We start from the raw sequence: 24060 nt of genomic DNA, 5'->3' as shown, positions 1-24060 counted from the left end.
CGGGTCATCGCTTGATGCGACTGCTGGCGAAGGGTCAATGGCTTCAGAAGAGACATCTTGTTTTTCTTTCAATGCTTTACGTTCGCGAGCCAATCGTTTACGTTCTTCCCTCAGCTTGCTCATTTCTTTGTTGTCAGGCTCTGTCTGTCCAGCTTCTTTGGCTGCGGCCTGTTTTGCTTTGGCTTTAGCAATTGCAGCCGCTACAGCCGGTTTAACGGTAGGCTCTATGTTAGTTTCAGAAGCGTCTTTTTGTGCTTTGACTCTCGCGATTGCCGCTGCAACGGCGTCATCACCCCCTGATGCCTTCATGTCTTTACGGCGTTCATCGGCTGCTTTTTTGAACCGGTTTTCACGTTCAGCTTTTTCTCGCTCCATACGGGCTTGTTTTTCTTCGAAGCGGGCTCTTGCTCTTTCAGCCGCCGCAGCTTCTTGTGACTGAGAGCGTATTTCTGCTTTCGCTTGGCGGTAATACTCAACCAAAGGAATTTCACTTGGACATACAAAGGCGCAAGCTCCACACTCAATACAATCCTGGAGGTTGAGCTCTTCGAGCTTTTCGTACTCTTTGCTTTTTGCATACCATTGCAATTGTTGAGGGAGTAACGTGGCAGGACACACTTCAGCGCAGGCTCCACAGCGTATGCATTCCATTTCGTTTTTTGAAATAGCTATTTCACGTTTTTTCGGTGCCAGAATACAGTTCGCGGTTTTTGTAATAGGTACTTGAGCATGAGGGAGGGTAAAGCCCATCATTGGGCCACCCATAATCAGGCGCTGTAGCTTTCGTTCAGCTTTATAACCAAACTCATCTAGAAGCGCTTGTACTGGAGTACCGAGTAAAGCCCAAACATTGCGAGGTTGTTTAAAGGTATCACCAGTCAGTGTGACAACACGGTTAATCATAGGCTCGCCGTCAATGACAGCACGCTTAATTGAGTAGAGTGAACCTACGTTTTGTACTAAAACACCAATATCAGCAGGAATGGCACCACTGGGGATCTCTTTATTGGTTAAGATCTTGATAAGCTGCTTCTCTCCACCAGAAGGGTACTTGGTTGGAATCACGCGGATAATAATGTTTTTCTCTTTTGCTGCGTGCTCAAGCGCTTTTATTGCATCAGGTTTGTTATCTTCGATACCGATAATTGTCAGTTTGGGCTTAAGGATATGTTCAACAATTTCGATCCCTTGCAATAGCTCGTCCGCATATTCCTGCATAAGTTTATCATCGGCAGTAATATAGGGCTCGCACTCTGCTGCGTTAACGATGAGTATCTCTGTTCGTGCAAGGCCTGATTGAAGTTTTTTTGCTGTTGGAAAGCCTGCGCCACCCATGCCAGAAATACCCGCTAGACGAATGGTATCAATCAGAGACTCATTCGACATTTGGGTATAGTCTTTAATCGGTGTTCTTGGACACCAAGTATCATTGCCATCAGGAATAATAATTGCGCAAAGCTCGGCCAGTCCGGAAGGGTGGGCAACAGTCCTATGCTCTATGGCTTGTATATGTCCTGAAGTCGGAGCATGAACAGGAATAGTAAAACCGGTATCAGAAGCGGTCAGTGGCTGACCTTTTAAGACGTAGTCCCCTGCAGCAACCAGTAAGTTACCCGATTTGCCAATGTGCTGTTTTAATGGGAGCACAATTTCTGAGGGGATAGAGGCATGCACTAATGACATCTTGTTGGATTGCTTTTTATTTTCTGCTGGATGTACTCCACCAGGAAAGTCCCATAATGAGCCAGCACGAATTTGTTCAATCAAAGACAACATATCAAACCTTAATTAATCGAATTACTTCGGTGAGCTGAATCAGCAGCATCCGTAATATTTGTCACAGGAATGGCATTCAATTGCCATTTCCAGCTATCGGTGGTCGTTTCTAATGGGATCATTTCAATACAGTCTGTTGGACATGGTGCGACGCATAAGTCGCAGCCAGTACACTCGTCTTTAATCACTGTGTGTAGTGCTTTAGTTCCACCGACTATGGCGTCAACGGGACAAGCTTGAATACATTTCGTGCAACCAATACACATGTCTTCATGAATGAAAGCAACGGTTTTGACGTTATCAACGAGGTCATGTGCAGATTCTTCTGCCTCAACTCCCATGAGATCGGCCAGTTTCTCAATGGTAGCCTGGCCGCCTGGAGGACATTTATTGATTTTGTCACCGTTAGCAATTGCTTCTGCATAAGGCCTACAACCAGGGTAACCGCATTGCCCGCATTGGGTTTGAGGCAATAATGAATCAATTTGGTCAACGATTGGATCTGCCTCTACTTTAAAGCGTATAGAAGCAAAACCAAGTATAGCGCCGAAAATAGCGGCAAGTAGGGCGATGGCAATGATAGCGATAAAGATAGTATTCATCTTTTTTATTTCACCAATCCAGTAAAGCCCATAAAGGCAAGAGACATGAGGCCTGCAGTGATCATTGCGATAGAAGCGCCTTTAAAAGGCACAGGGACATCCGCCGCTGCAATACGCTCACGCATTGAAGCAAATAAGATCAGTACAAGAGAGAAGCCAACAGCGGCTCCAAAACCATAGATAATAGACTCTATGAAATTATGGTTTTCATTAATATTCAGCAAAGCCACACCTAAAACAGCACAGTTTGTTGTAATTAATGGTAAAAAGATCCCAAGCAAGCGGTATAACGTTGGACTAGTCTTGTGGACAACCATTTCAGTGAACTGAACCACGACGGCGATGACCAAAATAAAACTCATGGTTCTTAAGTACTCAATCCCCAGTGGTCGAAGAATGTAACTCTCCACTAAGTATGCTGAGACTGAAGCTAGGGTAAGAACAAAAGTTGTAGCCAGCCCCATACCAACCGCTGTCTCTAGCTTCTTAGAGACTCCCATAAACGGGCATAGGCCAAGAAATTTGACCAGCACAAAATTATTAACCAAAACTGTTCCAACTAACAGCAGCATATATTCGGTCATAGTTAACACATTCATTGTAATCCAATATCTCTATTATCGTGCTTTGTGACATCAATAACAACCAGTGAAAGATAAGGTTTTCAGTATTTAGGTTGATAGCAATAGAAAATAAGCACTAATCGTTTCGTGACTCCTTAGTTGTCAATGTGACGACTAAAAACCTGATTATTAGGTAATAACAATTTTTATGGAGTAATAGAATTAACAGATCCTAACAGTGTGCCACTGGTTGCATTTTCGATTAAGACACACACACCCTTTTTGTTCATATTTTTATATTTTTTTAATAAACCCTTAACATTATGATATTTTATTTATTTCCCTTAAGGTGCAATAAATAAGTATGTTTTATGTTTATTATTTTTTATTTTGAGTAAATTAACAATTTACTTATAGTGAGTTTTGAGTTGTGCTTTTTTGAAAGTTTTTTGTCTAAATTTAATGATTATTTTTTATTAAATTCTTATTAAACAATGACTTGTATTGTTTTTTTTGTCATTTTGTTGTGTGAGTTTGATTTGGGCGGTGGTAAGGCCAGGTTTTTGGTTTTAATTGAAGTTAAAAGGGTTAAAAGCCTAATTAGGAAATTATGTATAGAATAAAAAATTGGTTAATAGATACAGAACACCCTTTAGTTAAGAACATATTAACCAACGAAGAACGTCGAATAGGGTATCATGATCATCTTGTAATATTAATCCTATGTAAAAATACTGGGAAAGTGACGACTAAAGAAGAGTTGTTAACGGGGGCGTGGCCAGGGAAACATGTATCTGAAGGTTCACTTACGCAATCAATTCGTTCCATAAGGCAACTTTTAGAAGACAGTGGTAAGGAACAAAAGTATCTCAAGACAGTTGCAAAAATAGGCTATAAGTTTGAGAGCGAAACCGTTCAAAAAACTCATGAGAAGGATATCGGACATACATTAAGAAATATTTCAGAGCATGTAATATCAGAAAGTGAAGGGCTAGTTGCTGCGCCACACGAAGCTCAAAAATTAAAAGTAGATAAACCAGAAAACAACGTTTTAAGCTACACCTGTATTACTTTAGGTTTAGTGTTTCTTTTGATTGCTGTTTATTTGCCATTTTTTAACTCAAAACCAAAATTTGAAGCGAGCTCTTGGATCTCAATGGAAAAAGTTCAAGTATCAGAACTATTAACCATATATTTTGAACCAGGTCTGGATACTCGTGATATTTCGGTAGGCGTAGCTCCTTATGTTGCAGAACTGAAGAGAAAGGGAGAGCTTAGCCGTGCAATCTTGTTGTATACGAGTAAAACGCTTTCAATCGTTACTCTTAGCGATTCCGCATCGCCACATAACGTGGTTATCATATTGAATAAAAACGACAGCAGCCAAAAATTGGTTTCGATTATTAAGGAAGAAATGCATCACTATGATCATTGATAAGAAAAGAAGCTTAATCTTTCTCTCTACTAGCATTAGTATAATGATAGTCTCTCTATTGATAAATTTGACCTTTACGAAGGAAAAGGGTACTACCGTGAGCGTAAGGACTAACTATGTTTCATCAACGCATCACTATGTTGCAACCGAACACATAGAAGCTTTCATAAGAGATAATAAATTTGAATCACTCACAATGTTAAAAGAGACCGGTATGGAAGATATGCTTAAAATGCATACATCTGGTTATATAACAACAAATAATAAGGGATTATATCATGCAACAATTGTTAATGAAGAAATTCAAGATGTTGATATAGATTTGAAAGAAACCAAAGGCTTATATCTTTTCAAAAAGTATATTAGTGCAAAGCGTAAACGTGCATTTATGAAGTCAATCCAAATCGCAGAAGAACTACCAGGTGGGTATCTGCTGTTAATATCAGACGAACCGATAACGAAAATGACAGTTGCAAAGGTCGATTTACTGTAATGTTTTGTTTTTGAAAGGTAATCATCATTGTCGTGGTGTATCTAGAAACAATGATTTCAATGTATTTATTTTTACCTCGTCTCTATTGTTTTAAGTGTTCTCAAGATGACTTGTCCAGAGTGATGTTATTGATTTTATTTCCAGTAAAACATCGCTACGTCATCATGAGAAATTTCAAAAGTTATCGTTCAAAATTGTTTGGCGAAAGAGTTTTACCTATGGTTCTATGGATATAGCCATTTAAAATGCTTAAGTATATAGTGTCCTTGCTTTATTTTTCTTAATATTATTTGCGTCAAAAACGATTAAAACTAATAATTTTATGAAAATAGGTGATGATATGCCTTAATTCATAATTCTAAAGAATTTAAAAAGTCTTTACTTTCTTAAAGGCTTTACTGCGAAAGGGCTCGAAGTACTTATCCACCAAAATTGTGGATAACTATGTTAATGAAAATTGAGTAAGGTCATATCTCTATCTAGACGAGTCTTATCACATTTTTACAGTGGGTTATCATTTTGTTTTCAAGTGATGTAATTGATTAAATACAGCATGATCAGATCATTATTGTTAGTGAGACATATCATCTCATTTGCCTAAACCACCTTACCCAAATCACGTTGTAAGTGAATCTAATCAGACATGTTTGTCTTACCCACACATGATTCTTTGTCATTAATCTTCAGCTAGAATTTTGCACTCATTGGATGGTGGGTATAATGTTCCGTACCAATAATGCTTAACAATATGTGAGAATCGCATTAGGTATCTCACGGAAATGAATTAATATAAAGTTATTTGATAGCAATAGCAGCCGAAGATTGGATGAGTTAAGGATGGTTATGAGCAAAGTATATGAATTAGTGTCTGAATATAGTCCCTCAGGCGATCAGCCCACAGCAATCCATCAGTTGGTGGAAGGCTTAGACTCAGGCTTGGCCCATCAAACTCTTCTAGGTGTGACGGGTTCTGGTAAAACTTTTACCCTCGCAAATGTCATTGCAAAAGCACAAAGACCTGCGATTCTTCTTGCTCCAAATAAAACCCTAGCGGCGCAACTTTATGGTGAGATGAAGGCTTTTTTCCCAAACAATGCAGTAGAGTATTTTGTTTCCTATTATGATTATTACCAACCAGAAGCTTATGTTCCAACAACGGATACTTTTATTGAAAAAGATGCTTCTGTTAATGCGCACATTGAACAAATGCGTTTGTCTGCAACAAAAGCATTATTAGAGCGTAAAGATGCGATTATTGTTGCGTCAGTGTCTGCAATTTATGGCCTTGGTGATCCTGAATCTTACTTACAAATGATGTTGCATTTACGACGAGGTGACGTCATTGATCAACGTGATATGTTAAGGCGTCTTGCTGAACTGCAGTATTCTCGTAATGATATATCCTTTGAAAGAGGTCAATTTCGGGTTCGTGGTGAAGTGATTGATATTTTTCCTGCAGAATCTGACCAAGATGCTGTTCGTATTGAAATGTTCGATGATGAAGTCGATTGTATTAGTGTGTTTGACCCTTTGACAGGAGTAGTAAAACAAAGAGATTTACCGCGCTACACAATCTACCCCAAAACCCATTATGTGACACCACGTGATCGAATCTTGGATGCTATTGAACAGATTAAAATTGAGCTCGAATCGCGTAAAAGTCAGTTTCTTGATGATAATAAGTTACTTGAAGAGCAGCGCATCTCACAACGAACGCAGTTCGATATTGAAATGATGAATGAACTTGGTTTTTGTTCTGGTATTGAAAACTATTCTCGCTACTTGAGTGGGCGAGCTGAGGGTGAGCCGCCGCCAACATTATTTGATTACTTGCCTAATGATGGTTTATTAATTATCGATGAATCGCATGTTACTGTACCTCAAATCGGTGCAATGTATAAAGGTGATCGCTCGCGCAAGGAGACCTTAGTTGCCTTTGGTTTTCGTTTGCCCTCCGCCCTTGATAATAGGCCAATGAAGTTTGAGGAATTTGAAGCAATTTCTCCACAGACAATTTTTGTTTCAGCGACTCCTGGTAACTATGAACTAGAGAGATCAGATGGAGAAATTGCCGATCAAGTCGTTCGCCCAACAGGCTTGCTTGATCCAGAAATAGAAGTACGGCCAGTGTTGACTCAGGTCGATGACTTATTATCAGAAATACGCATTCGCAGTGCTATTAATGAGCGAGTTTTGGTGACTACTTTGACGAAGCGTATGGCTGAAGATTTAACAGAATACCTGCATGAACATGATGTACGAGTGCGATATTTACACTCAGATATTGATACTGTTGAGCGAGTGGAAATCATACGTGATCTTCGTCTAGGAGAGTTTGATGTCTTGGTTGGTATCAACCTACTGCGTGAAGGTTTAGATATGCCAGAGGTTTCTTTAGTGGCGATTCTGGATGCGGATAAGGAAGGTTTTTTACGTTCAGAACGCTCTCTTATTCAGACAATTGGTCGAGCGGCGAGAAATATTAACGGTAAAGCCATTCTATATGGTGATTCGATTACTAAGTCGATGAAAAAAGCTATGGATGAAACCGAAAGACGACGTGAAAAGCAGCACGCTTACAACTTAGAAATGGGTATTATTCCCCAAGCTCTGAAACGTAATATCAAAGATATTATGGAGTTAGGTGACATCACCAAGTCTAAACGTCAACGAACTCAAAAGACTGTACCTCTGTCTAAAGTTGCTGAACCTTCGAAGGCTTACACGGTTATGACACCTCAGCAACTAGAGAAAGAGATCAGTAAGCTAGAGACAGAAATGTATCAGCACGCACAGAATCTTGAATTTGAATTAGCTGCACAAAAGCGTGATGAAATTGAAAAATTACGCTCCCAATTCATTACCAATAGTTAGGGGTATTTCTTTGAAAATATCTACTTGAGGGGCTCGATTCTGAAAATTGCGTGATTTATTCCATTCTATCGCAGTCTAAAAATTGCAAAGTGCAATGCGTAATGCGATTATTGTGTAAAAGACAAAACAAATTGCTCATTATATGCAACCAACACCAATTGGCCCTAAATCACGTTATCTTTTGATGGTCGAAGACACGGCCTCAGTGGCGGCTTTGTACCGCTCCTATCTTACCCCTCTCGGAATTGATATTAACATTGTCGGAACTGGTAGGGATGCGATCGAGAGCCTTAAAAACCGAACACCTGATCTCATACTTCTGGATCTACGCTTACCTGACATGACGGGCATGGATGTCCTTCATGCTGTGAAGAAAAATCACCCAGATGTCCCGATTATTTTCATGACAGCTCATGGTTCTATTGACACGGCAGTTGAGGCGATGAGACATGGGTCGCAAGACTTTCTTATCAAACCCTGTGAAGCAGACCGCCTTCGAGTCACAGTTAATAATGCGATTCGCAAAGCAACTAAACTGAAAAACGAAGCTGATAACCCTGGTGAGCAAAATTACCAAGGTTTTATTGGCAGTAGTCAAACGATGCAGCAGGTATATCGTACGATTGACTCAGCAGCAAGTAGTAAAGCAAGTATATTTATCACAGGTGAAAGCGGTACAGGCAAAGAAGTATGTGCTGAGGCAATTCATGCCGCGAGTAAACGTGGTGATAAACCTTTCATTGCGATTAACTGTGCTGCAATACCTAAAGACTTGATTGAGAGTGAACTTTTTGGGCATGTAAAAGGTGCCTTTACTGGAGCGGCAAATGACCGCCAAGGTGCGGCAGAGTTAGCAGATGGTGGTACCCTCTTTCTCGATGAATTGTGTGAAATGGATTTAGATCTCCAAACTAAGTTATTACGCTTTATCCAGACAGGCACTTTTCAAAAAGTAGGCTCCTCAAAAATGAAAAGCGTTGATGTACGCTTCGTTTGTGCAACCAATAGAGATCCTTGGAAAGAAGTTCAAGAGGGACGTTTTCGTGAGGATTTGTATTACCGCCTTTATGTTATCCCTCTTCATCTGCCACCTCTACGAGAACGTGGAGAAGACGTTATTGAGATAGCTTATTCTTTGCTTGGTTACATGTCTAAAGAAGAAGGAAAAAACTTTGTTCGCTTTGCAGCTGAAGTTATTGCACGATTTAATAATTATGAGTGGCCAGGTAATGTGCGACAGCTACAAAATGTACTAAGAAATATTGTGGTTTTGAATAATGGCAAAGAAATTACACTAGAAATGTTGCCACCCCCACTCAATCATCCTATTTCGAAAATTCTTGAAGTAACACCAGTGCAAAATCAATTGATGAAAGCTTCAGATATTCTTCCTTTATGGATGACTGAGAAAATAGCAATTGAGCAAGCAATTAAAGCCTGTGATGGTAATATTCCACGTGCTTCAGGTTATTTGGATGTCAGCCCTTCAACCCTGTATAGAAAACTACAGGCATGGAACAGCAAGGAAGAAAAACAGAGCGTATGAATACAAGTGTATTAAGTCAGAAAAAAATTGAAGGGTTGTCTGCAGAGATCGGTAGTGAAAATATTCCTATTTTACTGGATATCTTTATTGGAGAAATGGGTATCTACATTGACAATCTTATTAATATTCAAGGTGTAGAACAACAGGTTTATTTAAAAGAGATAAGTCATGCACTTAAGAGCAGTGCTGCAAGTTTCGGCGCAGAACGACTATGTGAACTGGCAATTTCTATCGACAAAAAAGCCAAACTGAATCAATGTCAAGATCTGGAGAATGAGGTCAGTGCAATGCTCGCTTTACTTCAGATTACTCGTGAGGTCTATAGCTCTTGGGCTAACTAGTATTCTCTTACCTAAACTATGTATGAAACGTTAGCAAAAACTCAAAGCCCTCCTGATGTCGAAGGGCTTTTTTAACGCGAGTCGTCCTATATCGAGGTTTCTTTCTCGATAGTGAGCCTTTATTTTAATCGTAGCTGGGATTCTATAGTTAGCTTCAGTTTGTCTCGATCATGGCGCCAGTCTCTGTTTGTTGAAGCTAATGATTCTGTTACTACGTTCCAGCTTTCTGATACTTCTTGCTCAGCTTGCTCAGTTAGGACCACATCAATTTTTCTGCCATTGCAGGCACGTTCACACCATTCTAGTTTTTGCTTCATTGACATATGTCCTGCAGGCCCATGTTCTGGGCTTAAATTTGCAATGAAAATAACTTTTGCAGAGGTGTTATTTGCAATGGCTTTTCCTAATTCAGGTAACAGTAATGGGGGCATGATGCTGGTTAAAAAGCTGCCAGGCCCAAGAATAATAGCATCAGCTGCTTTAATTGCTAAAAGTGTTTCTTTTGTCGCTGGGACTTCTGGTGATAAATCTAATCGGCGTAGTGTTGATGTCATATCGTCGATATTGGTTTCACCTGTTACCCACGAGCCTTCAGTTGATAAAGCTGTAAGGTCAGAAGGATGCTCTGACATTGGAATAATATTAACATCCACCTTAAGCATGTTTCTAATAAGGTCAATGGCTTCTAAAGGACGAACAGAGAGGTTGTCCAAGGCTGTTAGCATCAGGTTACCTAAGTTGTGCCCATCAAGTTCACCAGCACCTTTGAATCTATACTCGAACATCATCGAACTGACTGAAGGCTCTGTGATCAATTGGTTGATACAGTTGCGAGTATCTCCCCAAGCGATACCGCCTTGGCAGTGCCTTATTCTTCCTGTGGAACCACCGTTATCCGTAGTTGCAACAATACCTGTTGCATTGCCACCAAAATCTTTTAAGGCCGCTAAGATTCGGCCTAACCCATGACCACCACCAACAGCAACTATTTTCTTTGTCGAGTATATATCCATGATGCTTTTTAAATGTTTGTATAAGACAAGGATAATTTACCTTAAAGAATATGAGAGAGGTACTTGATTTGTGAAAATTTGTGTAGATGGTGGTTTTTTTTCACTGGCTTCTTAAGTCAATATTAAGTATTTTAAATAAAGCTATTAGAGAGTGACTTTCTTTAATTGCCATAACTCCGAGCTCATTGTGCTAAGTCAATATTATTGATACTCATTACGAGTATCCTAAGTCTTATTGATAGGCATCTTGAGCCAGTGGCATGTTGCCACAAGGGCAAAATTGGAAATGACTTTGCCTCCCGTATTTGGAAAGGTGTTCCGTGGCACAACAATTAGAAGATAAATTTCATCGTAAGTTTTATTACTTGCGTCTTTCTGTAACTGACGTGTGTAATTTTAAATGTACATATTGCCTTCCTGATGGTTATAAACCTTCGGGGAAGAAAAACTCATCTTTTTTGTCCCTACCTGAGATCTATCGTGTTACCAAGGCATTTGCTGATTGTGGCACATCAAAAGTTCGTATTACTGGTGGAGAGCCGAGTTTACGTAAAGACTTTACCCAAATCATTGAGACCGTTGCCAACATACCAGGAATTAACCAAATTGCGACCACGACTAATGGTTACCGAATGGCGAAGCACGTTGCTGACTGGCGTTCCGCAGGCTTGACTCATATTAATGTTAGCGTGGATAGCCTTGATCCACGTATGTTCCTGCAAATCACTGGTGAAAATAAGTTCGCACAAGTGATAAGTGGCATTGATAGAGCATTTGAGATTGGTTACGAGAAAGTCAAAGTTAACGTAGTCTTAATGAAAGATTTGAACCATCGTGAATTGCCAGCTTTTCTTCAATGGATTAAAGACCGTCCCATTCAGTTACGTTTTATCGAGTTAATGCAAACAGGTGAAATGGACGATTTATTTAATAAACATCATGTTTCCGGTGTTGCGATCAGAAACCAACTTATTGCTGATGGTTGGCTGCTCAAGACTCGTTCACAACAAGACGGTCCAGCTCAAGTGTTCTTTCATCCGGATTACAAAGGTGAAATTGGTTTGATCATGCCTTATGAGAAAGGTTTTTGTCAGAGCTGTAATCGATTACGTATCTCTGCAACAGGGAAATTACATTTGTGTTTGTTTGGGGATGATGGCATAGATTTGCGTGACTTATTACAGCAAGACGAGCAGGAAAAGGCATTAATTGCACGAATTCAATCTCAGTTACAAACAAAGTCCATCAGTCATTCATTACATGATGGCCATACAGGGATGACGCCACATTTTGCCTCGATCGGAGGGTAAACGTATGTGCTTTGTCAAACGGATGCCGATAGTTATTTTAATAGTGGTTTTAGTAAAATTCATAGTGGGTGAATAAATGGGACATGCAGAAAGTAAATTTCAAGCAGCATCAATCGCAGTCTTGACGGTATCTGATACTCGTACTGAAGAGAATGATACTTCAGGGGGTTATCTGGTTGAACAAGCAAAAGAAGCAGGCCATCATATATTAGAAAAAAAAATAGTGGTTGATGATAGATACAAAATTCGCGCGATCGTGTCGCAATGGATTGCTGATGAAAGTATTCAAGCGATCTTAGTTACAGGCGGAACAGGTTTTACCTCACGTGATAGTACTCCTGAAGCGTTGAAACCACTTTTTGACAAAGAAGTAGAAGGTTTTGGTGAGTTATTCCGTATGGTATCTTATGAGGAGATCGGTACTTCAACAATTCAATCTCGCGCTGTTGCAGGCTTTGCTAATCATACCGTCATATTTGCAATGCCAGGTTCGACAGGTGCGTGTCGGACGGGTTGGACAAAAATTATTCAACAACAGCTCGATGCTAGCCATCGCCCATGCAACTTTATGCCTCATTTATAACTGAAGTTTGAATCAAGAGAACATCATGACACAACTTACACATATTAATGCTTCTGGTGAAGCAAACATGGTTGATGTATCCATGAAAGCTGAAACGGTACGAGAAGCTCGTGCTGAAGCTTTTGTTAACATGTCTTCAGATACACTCAAGCTCATTGTGTCAGGGCAGCATGACAAAGGCGATGTTTTTGCTACTGCACGTTTAGCAGGAATTCAAGCAGCTAAAAAAACATGGGATTTAATCCCACTCTGTCACCCTTTGCTGCTTTCAAAAGTTGAAGTACAACTAGAAGCTATTGAAAATACAAGCCAAGTACGCATTGAATCGACCTGTAAACTTGCAGGGAAAACAGGAGTTGAAATGGAAGCTTTGACTGCTGCTTCCGTTACTGCACTAACAATATATGACATGTGTAAAGCAGTGCAAAAAGACATAGTTATTAGCCAGGTTCGTTTATTGGAAAAAACAGGTGGTAAATCGGGACACTTTAAGGCGGAACTATGATTAAAGTCCTGTTTTTTGCTCAGACGCGTGAGCTTGTTGGTATCGAAAGTCTTGAACTTGAAGGTGAGTTTGATAGCGTAGAATCGATTCGTATCCACTTAATAAAAGAAGCACCATCTGCATCAAATAAATGGGATTTAGCGCTACAGGCAGGAAAGCTGTTAGCTGCGGTAAACCAAGAAATTGTGCCATTAGAGGCAAAAGTGAGTCTCGGTGATGAAGTTGCTTTCTTTCCCCCTGTGACGGGAGGTTAATATGGACATGAGAGTGAGTGTACGGGAGGAAGATTTTTCCTTAGAGCACGAATATCAACGTCTATCAACTTTGAATGCCGCAGGTGCGGTTGTAACCTTTATTGGTAAGGTTCGAGATAATAATCTTGGCGATGATATTATTGGTTTGCACTTAGAGCATTACCCAGGTATGACCGAAAAAAGCCTAATTGATATTTGCGAGAAGGCAGAATGTCGCTGGCCTCTACTAGGAGTTCGTATTATTCACCGCATTGGTGACCTAGATATTGGTGATCAAATCGTCTTTGTCGGTGTGTCTAGTGCTCATCGAGCTGCAGCGTTTGAAGCTTGTGAATTCATAATGGATTACCTTAAAACGAAAGCTCCATTTTGGAAGAAAGAGCGAACTAGCAGTGAAAGCCGTTGGATTGAACCCCGTCAATCTGACCAGCAAGCCATGTTGCGCTGGAAAAATGAATAAAGATATTCATCATCATTAATACTGCTCATTGTAGAGTGGGCAGTATACTTTACGAAGTCTTCAGCATTTACCTCCTCTAGTCTTCTATCGCTCTATATTCATTGATATCTCTTCTGTCCATATCTATCTATTTTAACTCAATTCATTCTGTAAAATCTGTCATTAATTTCATGTGAATGGTCATTATTGCGCTTTGATTAGGTGCTTGTTTTTTGAACACTTCCAAGCTTGTGATTTTTTACATATTTATCAAGTGTAGGCAATGGGATAAGTGTTTTAAACTTACGTAGTTATGCTGGCTTTTCGTATTAAAGTAATATTTTATACTAATTTGAAATAATCAATAATTTTCACATTTTTAGTATGAATGCTTCGTTTCATTTAAGTAACAGAATCAATATTTGAGACCTTGCAAGTTAGCGATTAACCTCACAAGACAAATCAAATTACCGCTAATCGCATAATATACGATCGCAAATTTGTTTAATTAATGTTAATTTTAAGTTGCATTTGGGTTTTTAATGAATGTAGCATTCTTTATTTTAATTTTTATCAATATATCTGTCTTAGTAGAAGTGTTTTTCCTGCAATAAAGACTAGTTTAGTCATTTTAACTAGTGTTTATTGCTGAATGTATGGGAATGTTACAGAATTATTGTTTTTTTTGTAATATGTTTATGGCAAATTAGTTCAATGGTTGCTAATGTGTGCCAAAGTCTTCGCAAGACATTAGAATATTGTGCTCATACTTTGTACAAATTCAATCTAATATGCTGCTTTAGTCAGCTTCTTGCAGGCGAGTCATGGATGCTAATGAAAAACTTGGAGTTTTACACATGTATAAAAATAAAATCACTAAAGCCCTTCTTTTGAGTTCTGGCCTTGTAGTGGCCTCTACTTCTCCTCTAACTTTTGCTGCTGATGTGCCTGCTGGAACAAAACTTTCAGAAAAACAAGAGCTTGTTCGTGGAAACGGTACCGAAGTTGCGACCATTGACCCGCACAAATCTCAGGGTGTCCCTGAATCACACGTTATCCGTGATTTATTAGAAGGTCTGGTCAATCAAGATGCAAATGGAAATACTATTCCAGGTGTTGCAGAAAGTTGGGAAACGGCAGATAACAAAACGTTTACTTTCCACCTTCGCAAAGATGCTAAATGGTCGAATGGTGATCCTGTTACCGCCGATGATTTTGTATACAGCTGGCAGCGTGCTGTCGATCCAGCAACGGCTTCTCCTTACTCTTGGTACATGGAATACACCAAGATGAAGAATGCTAAAGAAATTGTTGCGGGTAAAAAAGACAAAAGCCAACTGGGTGTAAAAGCACTTGATGCACATACGTTAGTCGTTGAGCTGGATTCTCCTGTACCGTATTTCATCATGATGTCAGGACACACAACCATGAAGCCGGTACATAAAGCGACCGTTGAGAAGTTTGGTGATCAATGGACAAAACCAGAGCATTTTGTTGGTAATGGTGCATATTCACTGGATAGATGGGTGGTGAATGAGCGTCTAGTATTGAAGCGAAATAAGCAATACTGGGACAACGATAAAACCGTCTTAGAGCAAGTGACTTACTTACCTATTGAAAACCAAGTAACAGAAATGAACCGGTTCTTATCTGGTGAAATTGATTTCACTAATGAAGTACCACTGGAGCACTTTAAACGCCTTAAAAAAGAATATTCAGAATCGGTGTCTGTAGTGGGTAATTTATGTACTTACTACTACCTATTTAATACGAAAAAAGCACCATTTGATGATGCACGTGTACGTAAAGCGATTTCTTACACTATAGATCGAGATATTGTTGCTAATGCCATTATGGGACAAGGGCAAAAGCCAGCGTACTTTTTAACTCCTGAAATCACAGCACATTTTAACCCTGAGCTTCCAGCCTACGGTAAAATGACCCAAAAAGAGCGTAATGCTGAGGCGATACGACTATTGGAAGAAGCTGGTTATGGCAAAGATAACCCACTAAAATTCTCACTGCTTTACAACACATCAGAAAACCACAAGAAGGTGGCGATTGCACTGGCTTCAATGTGGAAGAAAAGCCTTGGTTTAGATGTGACTCTAGAAAACCAAGAGTGGAAGTCCTACCTATCTTCTAAAGACTCAGGCAACTTTGAAGTTGCTCGCGCAGGGTGGTGTGGTGATTACAACGAGGCTTCTTCTTTCTTAACCTTAATGAAGAGCGGTAACAACACTGGTGGGGTGCACTACGGAAGTAAAGAATACGATGCGATCATGGAAAAAGCGATCACATCCACATCTGATGCTGAACGTCAAGCATTGTACAATCAAGCAGAAGCATTGATGGCAAAAGACATGCCAATCGCACCTATTTACCAATACGTGCGTACACGTCTGCTTTCACCTGCGGTGGGTGGCTTCCCAGCTAACAACCCAGAAGACAGAATCTACTCAAAAGATCTTTATATCAAAGCTCAGTAATCATTTAGCTTCAAGACTATAAAAAATGGCCTGCACGCACTTATCTAAGCGCGTGTAAGGCACACTGTAATTAATTTTTAACTGTCACAGACTGGAAGAGTGAGTTTATGCTTAAATTCATCGCAAAAAGGATATTTGAGGCGATCCCAACCATGTTGGTTTTGATCACAATATCGTTCTTTCTAATGCGCTTTGCTCCTGGTAACCCTTTTTCGAGCGAGCGTCCGTTACCGCCAGAAGTCATGGCCAACATTGAAGCCAAGTACGGTTTAGATAAACCTGTATTTGAGCAATATACAACCTATTTAATGAATGTGATTCAAGGTGACTTTGGACCTTCGTTCAAATACTTGGATTACACTGTGAATGAATTGATCGCAGTGGCACTGCCAGTATCAGCAACAATTGGTAGTATCGCTTTTGTGTTTACCTTATTACTTGGTGTGACCGTGGGGACGATCGCGGCGCTGAAGCACAACACATGGATTGATTATGCCATTATGTCCACAGCCATGGTTGGGGTAGTGATGCCTTCTTTTGTATTGGCACCTGCGCTCATTTACCTTTTTTCATTGCAATGGCAACTTTTCCCTGCGGGTGGCTGGCAAGATGGTGGCTGGCAATACCTAGTGCTGCCTGTCATTGGTATGTCACTCCTTTACGTAGCGACCTTTGCGCGTATTACTCGTGGCTCTATGATCGAAACCTTGAACAGTAACTTTATTCGAACGGCTCGTGCGAAGGGCTTAAGTTACCGCTATATCATCTTGAAACATGCCTTAAAGCCAGCCTTGTTACCCGTTGTGTCATACATGGGGCCAGCATTCGTCGGTATCATTACTGGCTCTGTGGTGATTGAGACCATCTTTGGTCTGCCAGGTATCGGTAAACTGTTTGTTAATGCTGCATTTAACCGTGATTACTCGCTAGTAATGGGGGTGACCATATTAATTGGCTTCCTGTTTATATTATTCAACGCGGTCGTTGATATTCTACTAGCAATGATTGACCCGAAAATTCGCTACTAACGAGGAAGTATGGTTATGTTAACGAAAAAAGAAAACCTTGAAGCGGTCGAGAAATTTGCAGAGAACCTGGAAGTGGAAGGTCGCAGTTTATGGCAAGATGCTCGTATTCGTTTCATGCGCAATAAAGCGGCAATGGTGAGCCTATTTATTCTGACGCTGATGACTCTTGCGGTGATTATTTTACCTATGATTGCCCCTTATGCATTTGATGATACAGACTGGTATGCAATGCATGTTGAACCTAGTGGTGAGCACTGGTTTGGTACCGATAGTCTTGGACGAGACCTGTATGTTCGTACCTTGATTGGTGGCCGCATTTCATTGATGGTCGGTATATTGGGGGCGTTGGTTGCTGTTGTGATAGGGACACTTTACGGTGCAGCTTCAGGCTTTATCGGTGGCAAAGTAGACCGTATTATGATGCGTATTTTGGAAATCCTTTACGCTGTACCTTTTATGTTCCTTGTAATCGTATTGGTGACCTTCTTTGGCCGTAATATCATCCTGATCTTTGTTGCGATAGGTGCCATTGCTTGGTTAGATATGGCGCGCATAGTTCGTGGCCAGACGTTGAGTTTGCGTAGTAAAGAGTTTATTGAAGCGGCACACGTTTGTGGTGTCAGCAAGTGGAAAATCATCACTCGTCATATCGTACCAAACGTTCTAGGTATTGTGGCAGTGTATTCCACACTCCTTATTCCGAGTATGATTTTGACGGAATCATTTCTTTCATTCCTTGGTCTTGGTGTACAAGAGCCAATGACAAGCTGGGGCGCACTCCTTCAAGAAGGTTCGCAAACGATGGAAGTCGCGATTTGGCAACTTGCCTTCCCAGCAGCCTTCATGGTCGTCACGCTTTTCTGCTTTAACTATGTTGGCGATGGTCTACGCGACGCGCTTGATCCTAAAGACAGATAAGTACAAAAAAGAATGTAAGGAATTGATTATGAGTTTATTAGATGTCAAAGATCTGCGTGTCGAGTTTACAACCCAAGATGGTATTGTTACCGCAGTTAATGATTTGAATTTCTCACTGAACCAAGGTGAAACATTAGGTATTGTAGGTGAGTCCGGTTCTGGTAAGTCGCAAACTGTATTTGCAATCATGGGTCTATTGGCCAAAAACGGCATTATTTCAGGCAGTGCGAAGTTTGAAGGCAAAGAGATTCTTAACCTTCCAGAGAAAGAATTAAACCAGGTTCGTGCTGAACAAATCGCGATGATTTTCCAAGACCCGATGACTTCTCTCAACCCATACATGAAAGTTAGTGACCAGCTTATGGAAGTCCTAATGTTACATAAGGGGATGGGTAAAGCAGAAGCATTTGAAGAATCTGTTCGTATGCTCGAAGCGGTAAAAATTCCAGAAGCTCGTAAGCGTATGACAATGTATCCACACGAATTCTCTGGTGGCATGCGTCAGCGTGTGATGATTGCTATGGCATTACTATGCCGACCAAAATTGTTGATTGCAGATGAGCCAACAACCGCATTGGATGTAACTGTTCAAGCACAGATAATGGATTTACTTAACGAACTTAAGTCAGAATTTAATGCTGCCATCATTATGATTACTCACGATTTGGGAGTGGTTGCTGGCTCTTGTGACAAAGTCTTAGTCATGTATGCTGGTCGTACTATGGAATACGGTACCGTTAAAGAAATCTTCTACCAACCAAGTCACCCTTACGCTGAAGGGTTATTGAAGGCAATTCCTCGTCTTGATACAGAAGGGGAAATCTTACCGACGATACCAGGCAATCCACCAAACTTACTACGTTTGCCACCAGGTTGTCCTTATCAAGATCGCTGCCATCGTGTAGAAGGTCGTTGTAAGAGTGAAGCGCCGATATTAATGCCTTTTGGAAATGGGCGTCAGCGAGCATGTTTTTCTGAATGGGAGGCTTGGAACAAATGAGTGTAGATAAAAAATTAATTCTTAATGTATCTGAGTTGAAAGTTCACTTCAGCATCGCGGCAAAATCAGCATGGCCATGGTCAAAACCAGCGACACTAAAAGCAGTTGATGGTGTTAACGTTCACCTATATGAAGGTGAGACTCTTGGTGTTGTTGGTGAGTCTGGCTGTGGAAAATCAACGTTCGCACGGGCGATCATTGGCTTAGTTGAGGCAACGGATGGCGAAGTGGTTTGGTTAGGCCAAGACCTCACCAAGATGAAAGAAGTTCAGCGTCGAGAGACACGCAAAGAGATCCAAATGATTTTTCAAGATCCGTTGGCATCTTTGAACCCACGTATGACAGTTGGTGATATCATTGCTGAACCTCTAGAAACGTTTTATCCAGAACTTTCTAAGCAAGAAGTGAAAGATCGTGTTAAGGAAATGATGGCGAAAGTAGGCCTTTTACCTAACGTGATCAACCGCTATCCACATGAATTTTCAGGCGGCCAGTGTCAACGTATCGGTATCGCACGTGCACTTATCCTGAAACCTAAGATGATCATTTGTGATGAACCGGTTTCTGCCTTAGATGTTTCCATTCAGGCTCAGGTGGTTAATCTGCTTAAAGAACTGCAGAAAGAGTTGGGTCTTTCATTAGTGTTTATTGCGCACGATCTTTCGGTTGTGAAGCACATTTCAGATCGTGTATTAGTGATGTATTTGGGTAATGCGGTAGAACTCGGTGAATCGGAAGCACTATTCGCAGATCCTAAACACCCTTATACGCGCGCCTTGATGTCAGCTGTCCCAATTCCAGATCCAGAAATTGAGCGCAATAAAACAATTCAAATGTTGGAAGGGGATTTACCCTCTCCGATCAGTCCTCCTTCAGGTTGTGTTTTCCGCACACGTTGCCCACAGGCAACTGAGGAATGTGCTAAGACTAAACCAACACTGCAAGGTTCGGATGTTCATGCAGCTTCTTGCCTTCATGTAACGGTTTGATACGATTCAGCCTGTGACGGGCTTAAGCGCGGCTTGTTATTCGAGTCGCGCTTTTTTTATCTTCAGTTTTAAACAATGCCCAAATGACTTCCAGATGCTTGATTCATCGCAAGGTTACTTGGGTATTTCTACCTCAGTTATTCGTTTTCCCTCATTCTGTTAAGCCTTAAATATTGAAAATGGGAGATAAAAAAGAGTCGTAATAAAAAACCTCGCACATGGCGAGGTTTCTATTTATAGCTTTTAAGGTATAGCTACAAAAGCAATATCGTTAACCGAGTTGGGTTAGTTAATCACTTTTTCTTTTGCTTGGTCAGCTTGATCTGCTTGAATTGCAGTCAAAGCAACGGTGTACACGATATCGTCTACTAGTGCACCGCGAGATAGGTCGTTTACAGGCTTGCGCATACCTTGCAGCATTGGACCGATAGAAACTAGATCTGCTGAACGCTGTACCGCTTTGTAAGTCGTGTTACCCGTGTTTAGATCTGGGAATACGAATACTGTCGCTTTACCTGCTACTGGAGAGTTAGGCGCTTTAGAAGCTGCCACGTTTTCCATGATCGCTGCGTCGTACTGTAGAGGACCGTCGATGACTAGATCTGGACGTTTCTCTTGAGCAATCTTAGTCGCTTCACGTACTTTATCTACGTCTGCACCCTTACCAGATTCACCAGTAGAGTAAGAGATCATAGCAACGCGAGGGTCGATACCAAAAGCCGCTGCAGAATCAGCAGATTGGATAGCGATTTCAGCAAGCTGTTCAGCTGTTGGATCTGGGTTGATCGCACAGTCACCGTAAACCAAGACTTGATCAGGTAGCAGCATGAAGAATACAGAAGACACGATAGATGCATCAGGTGCCGTCTTAATGATTTGGAACGGAGGAACGATAGTGTTCGCTGTGGTGTGAACCGCACCAGAAACGAGACCATCTACTTCGTCGTTCTCAAGCATCATTGTGCCTAGGAATACTGAATCTTGTAGCTTCTCACGAGCAACAACTTCAGTCATACCTTTCGCACCACGTAGTTCAACGAGACGAGCAACATAGTTTTCACGAACTTCATCAGAGTTGATGATCGTTACACCCGCGCCTAGCTCAACGCCTTGTTGTGCAGCAACACGACGGATTTCGTCTGGGTTACCGAGCAGTACACACTCAGCGATACCGCGCTCAGCACAGATAGCCGCAGCTTTAACGGTACGTGGTTCGTCACCTTCAGGAAGAACGATACGCTTGCCAGCTTTACGAGCGAACTCAGTGAGCTGGTAACGGAATGCTGGTGGGCTTAGACGACGAGACTTCTGAGTGCCTTCAGTCATAGACTCGATCCAATTACCATCGATGTGACCAGCAACGTGCTCGTTGATGAACTCGATACGTTCTTTATCATCTGCTGGAACCTCAAGAGAGAAGCTCTGCAGATTTAGAGAAGTTTGCCAAGTATTACCTTGAGCTTTGAAAATTGGTAGGCCACTTTCAAACGCAGGTTTACACAAGTTAGCTATTTGCTCAGGAATATCATAACCACCAGTAAGCAATACAGCACCGATATCTACGCCATTCATAGCGGCAAGCGAAGCCGCCACGATAACATCAGGACGGTCTGCAGAAGTTACAAGCAGCGAACCTGGTTTAAAGTGCTCGATCATATTTGGTAATGAACGTGCACAGAAAGTGATGCTTTTAATACGGCGGGTATTAATATCACCTTCATTAATAATATCAGCGTTTAGGTGCTTGGCCATATCGATGGCACGGGTAGCGATTAGGTCGATACTCCATGGTACACAACCTAAGACACGAATTGGAGAAGTGTTGAAGATTTCCATCACTTTCATTTCGTTTTGTTGTGCGCTATCTGCATCGTCAAAGATTTCAGATAAGTCAGGGCGTGTACGACCTGCTTCGTCTACAGGAGCATTCAGTTTATTGATGATGACGCCAGAGATGTTTTTATTCTTAGTACCACCGAAGTTAGAACATGCAACTTCGATGCGCTCTTTAAGTTGAGCTGGGTTGTCAGTACCCGGAGTAGCAACAAGAACAATCTCTGCACCAAGAGTAGCCGCAATTTCTGCGTTGACTTGGTTAGCGAATGGGTGCTTACGAGTAGGAACGAGACCTTCGATCAGTGTTACATCAGCATCTTTATTAATTTGGTTGTAACGTTCAACGACGGTTTCGAGCAGCTCATCCATATTGTCATGGCCGATCAGGCTTTCAGCAACAGACATTGCCATTGGTTTGCCGATCTTCATATCGCTGTTGTAACCAACAATCGTTGAAGTCAAATCCGGTTGATCACCACCAGAACGTGGTTGAGCAAGCGGTTTGTAGAAAGAAACTTTAACGCCTTTGCGCTCCATTGCGCGAAGAACACCCATGCTTACGCTAGTTAGACCAACACCAGCACTTGTAGGGATAAGCATAATAGTACGAGACATTCGAAGAGTACCTTTAGCTATTTGGGAGAGAAAGCACAATTCATATTCCATGAAATCCAAAGAATAGGAGTTGAGCTCCAAAAAATATTTCTAAGAAACTGGCTAACCAAAAGGTTAACCAGTTAAATCAATTAAAGACCTGCTAGGCGTGCAGTGTCTTCAGCAATAACAAGCTCTTCGTTAGTCGAGATAACCATTGCTGGGATGCGGCTATTAGCCGTAGTGATTGTGCCTTCACCGCCGAAACGAGCTTTAAGGTTAGCTTCGCTGTCTACTTCAATACCGAAAATAGCTAGACGGTTAAGAACCATTTCACGGATAGGGCCAGAGTTTTCGCCGATACCGCCAGTGAAAGTGATTGCGTCTAGACGACCTTCCATAGAAGCTGTATAGCCTGCAACATATTTAGCTAGACGGTGACAGAATACGTCCATTGCACGTGTTGCTTCTTCTTTCTCACCGTAGTTGTCTTCAACAAAGCGGCAGTCAGAAGTGACTTCAGTTAGACCTGCAAGGCCAGACTCTTTAGTCAACATGTCGTTAATTTGCTCAACAGAGTAACCTAAAGCGTCATGTAGGTGGAAAACGATTGCAGGATCGATGTCACCACAACGAGTACCCATTACGAGACCTTCAAGAGGCGTTAGACCCATAGAAGTGTCAACAGATTTACCATTCTTGATTGCACAAACGGATGCGCCGTTACCTAAGTGACAGTTGATGATGTTCACTTCATCAACTGGTTTTTCAAGCAAGTTAGCCACTTCACGCGTGATAAATAGGTGTGAAGTACCGTGCATACCGTAACGACGGATACCGTGTTCTTTATATAGTTTGTAAGGTAGAGCGTATAGGTAAGACTCTTCTGGCATAGTTTGGTGGAACGCCGTGTCAAATACAGCAACGTTTTGTAGACCAGGGAAGTTTACCTTAGCTGCTTCGATACCAATTAGATGAGCTGGGTTATGAAGAGGTGCAAATGTTGCAGCATCTTGTATACCCTTTAGAACTTCGTCAGTAATAAGTGCCGATTGAGTAAACTGTTCGCCACCATGAACAATACGGTGGCCGATAGCGCCAAGGTTAGCTTTAAGCTCTGGTTTTGAAGCAAGGATAGTTTCTACCATGAAAGATAGTGCTTCTACGTGAGCTGCGCCTGCGCCCAGTTGAGCTTCGTGCTTGCCATCAAGCTTCCACTTCATACGAGCTTCTGGAAGACCAAGACACTCAGCAAGGCCGGTTAGGTGTTCTGCACCTGTTTCTGCATCAACAACAGCAAATTTAAGAGAAGAACTACCGCAGTTTAAAACTAAAACTAGCTTAGACATGTGTGACTACCTGTTATTCGTCTGATCAAAATCAGTTAAGGATGAAAAATTAATCACAAGAATAGACGATACCAGCTAAGCTGCGTACTATTCTTGGTCAAAAATTGTTCTAATTCCATCTAA

General features: G+C 41.2%; 21 protein-coding genes and 1 riboswitch. Of the genes, 15 read left to right on the top strand and 6 right to left on the bottom strand.

Annotation, left to right across the window (positions count from 1 at the left end; genetic code table 11):
• The 3 genes from rsxC to rsxA form a co-directional block, all read right to left on the bottom strand.
• Window positions 1-1776, bottom strand: a 1776-nt coding sequence (rsxC, locus tag VSA01S_RS12495; protein ID WP_147052705.1) for an electron transport complex subunit RsxC, incomplete at its 3' end; no start/stop codon positions are given.
• Between the two features lie 8 nt (window positions 1777-1784).
• A complete protein-coding gene (gene rsxB / locus VSA01S_RS12490) occupies window positions 1785-2378 on the bottom strand; it encodes an electron transport complex subunit RsxB (RefSeq protein ID WP_039983196.1) in 594 nt (197 codons plus the stop codon).
• A 5-nt stretch (window positions 2379-2383) separates the two neighbouring features.
• Entirely contained in the window at window positions 2384-2962 is a 579-nt protein-coding gene (gene rsxA / locus VSA01S_RS12485) for an electron transport complex subunit RsxA (RefSeq protein ID WP_039983198.1), read from the bottom strand.
• A gap of 589 nt (window positions 2963-3551) precedes the next feature.
• On the opposite strand from rsxA, the gene VSA01S_RS12480 reads away from it, so the two are divergent.
• The 5 genes from VSA01S_RS12480 to luxU all read left to right on the top strand — a co-directional run bounded on the left by VSA01S_RS12480 (window position 3552) and on the right by luxU (window position 9630).
• Window positions 3552-4376, top strand: coding sequence for a winged helix-turn-helix domain-containing protein (locus VSA01S_RS12480; RefSeq protein ID WP_039981460.1), 825 nt, complete (start codon window positions 3552-3554; stop codon window positions 4374-4376).
• A gap of 97 nt (window positions 4377-4473) precedes the next feature.
• Window positions 4474-4869, top strand: coding sequence for a hypothetical protein (locus VSA01S_RS12475; protein WP_186810630.1), 396 nt, complete (start codon window positions 4474-4476; stop codon window positions 4867-4869).
• A gap of 843 nt (window positions 4870-5712) precedes the next feature.
• Window positions 5713-7743 carry an excinuclease ABC subunit UvrB gene (uvrB, locus tag VSA01S_RS12470; RefSeq protein WP_039981457.1) on the top strand — a complete coding sequence of 677 codons (2031 nt, stop codon included), beginning with the start codon at window positions 5713-5715 and terminating at the stop codon, window positions 7741-7743.
• Window positions 7744-7885: 142 nt separating this feature from the next.
• Window positions 7886-9289, top strand: coding sequence for a quorum-sensing sigma-54 dependent transcriptional regulator LuxO (gene luxO, locus VSA01S_RS12465; RefSeq protein ID WP_039981455.1), 1404 nt, complete (start codon window positions 7886-7888; stop codon window positions 9287-9289).
• Window positions 9286-9630: a quorum-sensing phosphorelay protein LuxU gene (luxU, locus tag VSA01S_RS12460; RefSeq protein WP_039981453.1), complete on the top strand. Its 345-nt coding sequence runs from the start codon at window positions 9286-9288 to the stop codon at window positions 9628-9630. Before luxO ends, luxU begins: the two co-directional genes overlap by 4 nt.
• Before the next feature lie 119 nt (window positions 9631-9749).
• On the opposite strand, the gene VSA01S_RS12455 is transcribed toward luxU, so the two are convergent.
• Window positions 9750-10643, bottom strand: a complete 894-nt coding sequence (locus VSA01S_RS12455; RefSeq protein ID WP_039981451.1) for a YvcK family protein — start codon at window positions 10641-10643, stop codon at window positions 9750-9752.
• A 162-nt stretch (window positions 10644-10805) separates the two neighbouring features.
• Window positions 10806-10975: riboswitch (molybdenum cofactor riboswitch) on the top strand.
• On the opposite strand from VSA01S_RS12455, the gene moaA reads away from it, so the two are divergent.
• From moaA to oppF, 10 genes are all read left to right on the top strand, one after another.
• The gene (moaA, locus tag VSA01S_RS12450; RefSeq protein WP_039981449.1) at window positions 10964-11953 is read left to right on the top strand and encodes a GTP 3',8-cyclase MoaA; all 990 of its coding nucleotides are present in this window, start codon (window positions 10964-10966) and stop codon (window positions 11951-11953) included. It overlaps the preceding riboswitch by 12 nt.
• A 76-nt stretch (window positions 11954-12029) precedes the next feature.
• Window positions 12030-12536: a molybdenum cofactor biosynthesis protein B gene (moaB, locus tag VSA01S_RS12445; RefSeq protein WP_039981447.1), complete on the top strand. Its 507-nt coding sequence runs from the start codon at window positions 12030-12032 to the stop codon at window positions 12534-12536.
• Between the two features lie 25 nt (window positions 12537-12561).
• Window positions 12562-13041: a cyclic pyranopterin monophosphate synthase MoaC gene (moaC, locus tag VSA01S_RS12440; protein ID WP_039981446.1), complete on the top strand. Its 480-nt coding sequence runs from the start codon at window positions 12562-12564 to the stop codon at window positions 13039-13041.
• Window positions 13038-13295: a molybdopterin synthase sulfur carrier subunit gene (moaD, locus tag VSA01S_RS12435; protein WP_039981445.1), complete on the top strand. Its 258-nt coding sequence runs from the start codon at window positions 13038-13040 to the stop codon at window positions 13293-13295. The genes moaC and moaD overlap by 4 nt, the downstream gene beginning before the upstream one ends.
• 1 nt (window position 13296) lies before the next feature.
• A complete protein-coding gene (moaE, locus tag VSA01S_RS12430) occupies window positions 13297-13755 on the top strand; it encodes a molybdopterin synthase catalytic subunit MoaE (RefSeq protein WP_039981443.1) in 459 nt (152 codons plus the stop codon).
• Window positions 13756-14591: 836 nt separating this feature from the next.
• Window positions 14592-16223 (top strand): ABC transporter substrate-binding protein, encoded by a 1632-nt coding sequence (locus tag VSA01S_RS12425; RefSeq protein ID WP_039981465.1) that lies wholly within the window; start codon window positions 14592-14594, stop codon window positions 16221-16223.
• A gap of 107 nt (window positions 16224-16330) precedes the next feature.
• Entirely contained in the window at window positions 16331-17251 is a 921-nt protein-coding gene (gene oppB, locus VSA01S_RS12420; protein ID WP_039981441.1) for an oligopeptide ABC transporter permease OppB, read from the top strand.
• Between the two features lie 15 nt (window positions 17252-17266).
• Window positions 17267-18169 carry an oligopeptide ABC transporter permease OppC gene (oppC, locus tag VSA01S_RS12415; protein WP_039981440.1) on the top strand — a complete coding sequence of 301 codons (903 nt, stop codon included), beginning with the start codon at window positions 17267-17269 and terminating at the stop codon, window positions 18167-18169.
• A 28-nt stretch (window positions 18170-18197) separates the two neighbouring features.
• Window positions 18198-19169: an ABC transporter ATP-binding protein gene (locus tag VSA01S_RS12410; RefSeq protein WP_039981438.1), complete on the top strand. Its 972-nt coding sequence runs from the start codon at window positions 18198-18200 to the stop codon at window positions 19167-19169.
• A complete protein-coding gene (gene oppF, locus VSA01S_RS12405; protein ID WP_039981463.1) occupies window positions 19166-20158 on the top strand; it encodes a murein tripeptide/oligopeptide ABC transporter ATP binding protein OppF in 993 nt (330 codons plus the stop codon). The genes VSA01S_RS12410 and oppF overlap by 4 nt, the downstream gene beginning before the upstream one ends.
• Window positions 20159-20443: 285 nt before the next feature.
• Here oppF and pta read toward each other — a convergent pair whose 3' ends face one another.
• Both pta and VSA01S_RS12395 read right to left on the bottom strand, forming a co-directional pair.
• Entirely contained in the window at window positions 20444-22609 is a 2166-nt protein-coding gene (gene pta / locus VSA01S_RS12400; RefSeq protein WP_039981437.1) for a phosphate acetyltransferase, read from the bottom strand.
• 131 nt (window positions 22610-22740) lie between these two features.
• Window positions 22741-23937, bottom strand: coding sequence for an acetate kinase (locus VSA01S_RS12395; RefSeq protein ID WP_039981435.1), 1197 nt, complete (start codon window positions 23935-23937; stop codon window positions 22741-22743).
• Window positions 23938-24060: the final 123 nt, after the last annotated feature.

This window comes from Vibrio sagamiensis NBRC 104589, assembly GCF_007990935.1.
GTDB lineage: Bacteria > Pseudomonadota > Gammaproteobacteria > Enterobacterales > Vibrionaceae > Vibrio > Vibrio sagamiensis.
This window is presented reverse-complemented; position numbering and strand designations above follow the sequence as displayed.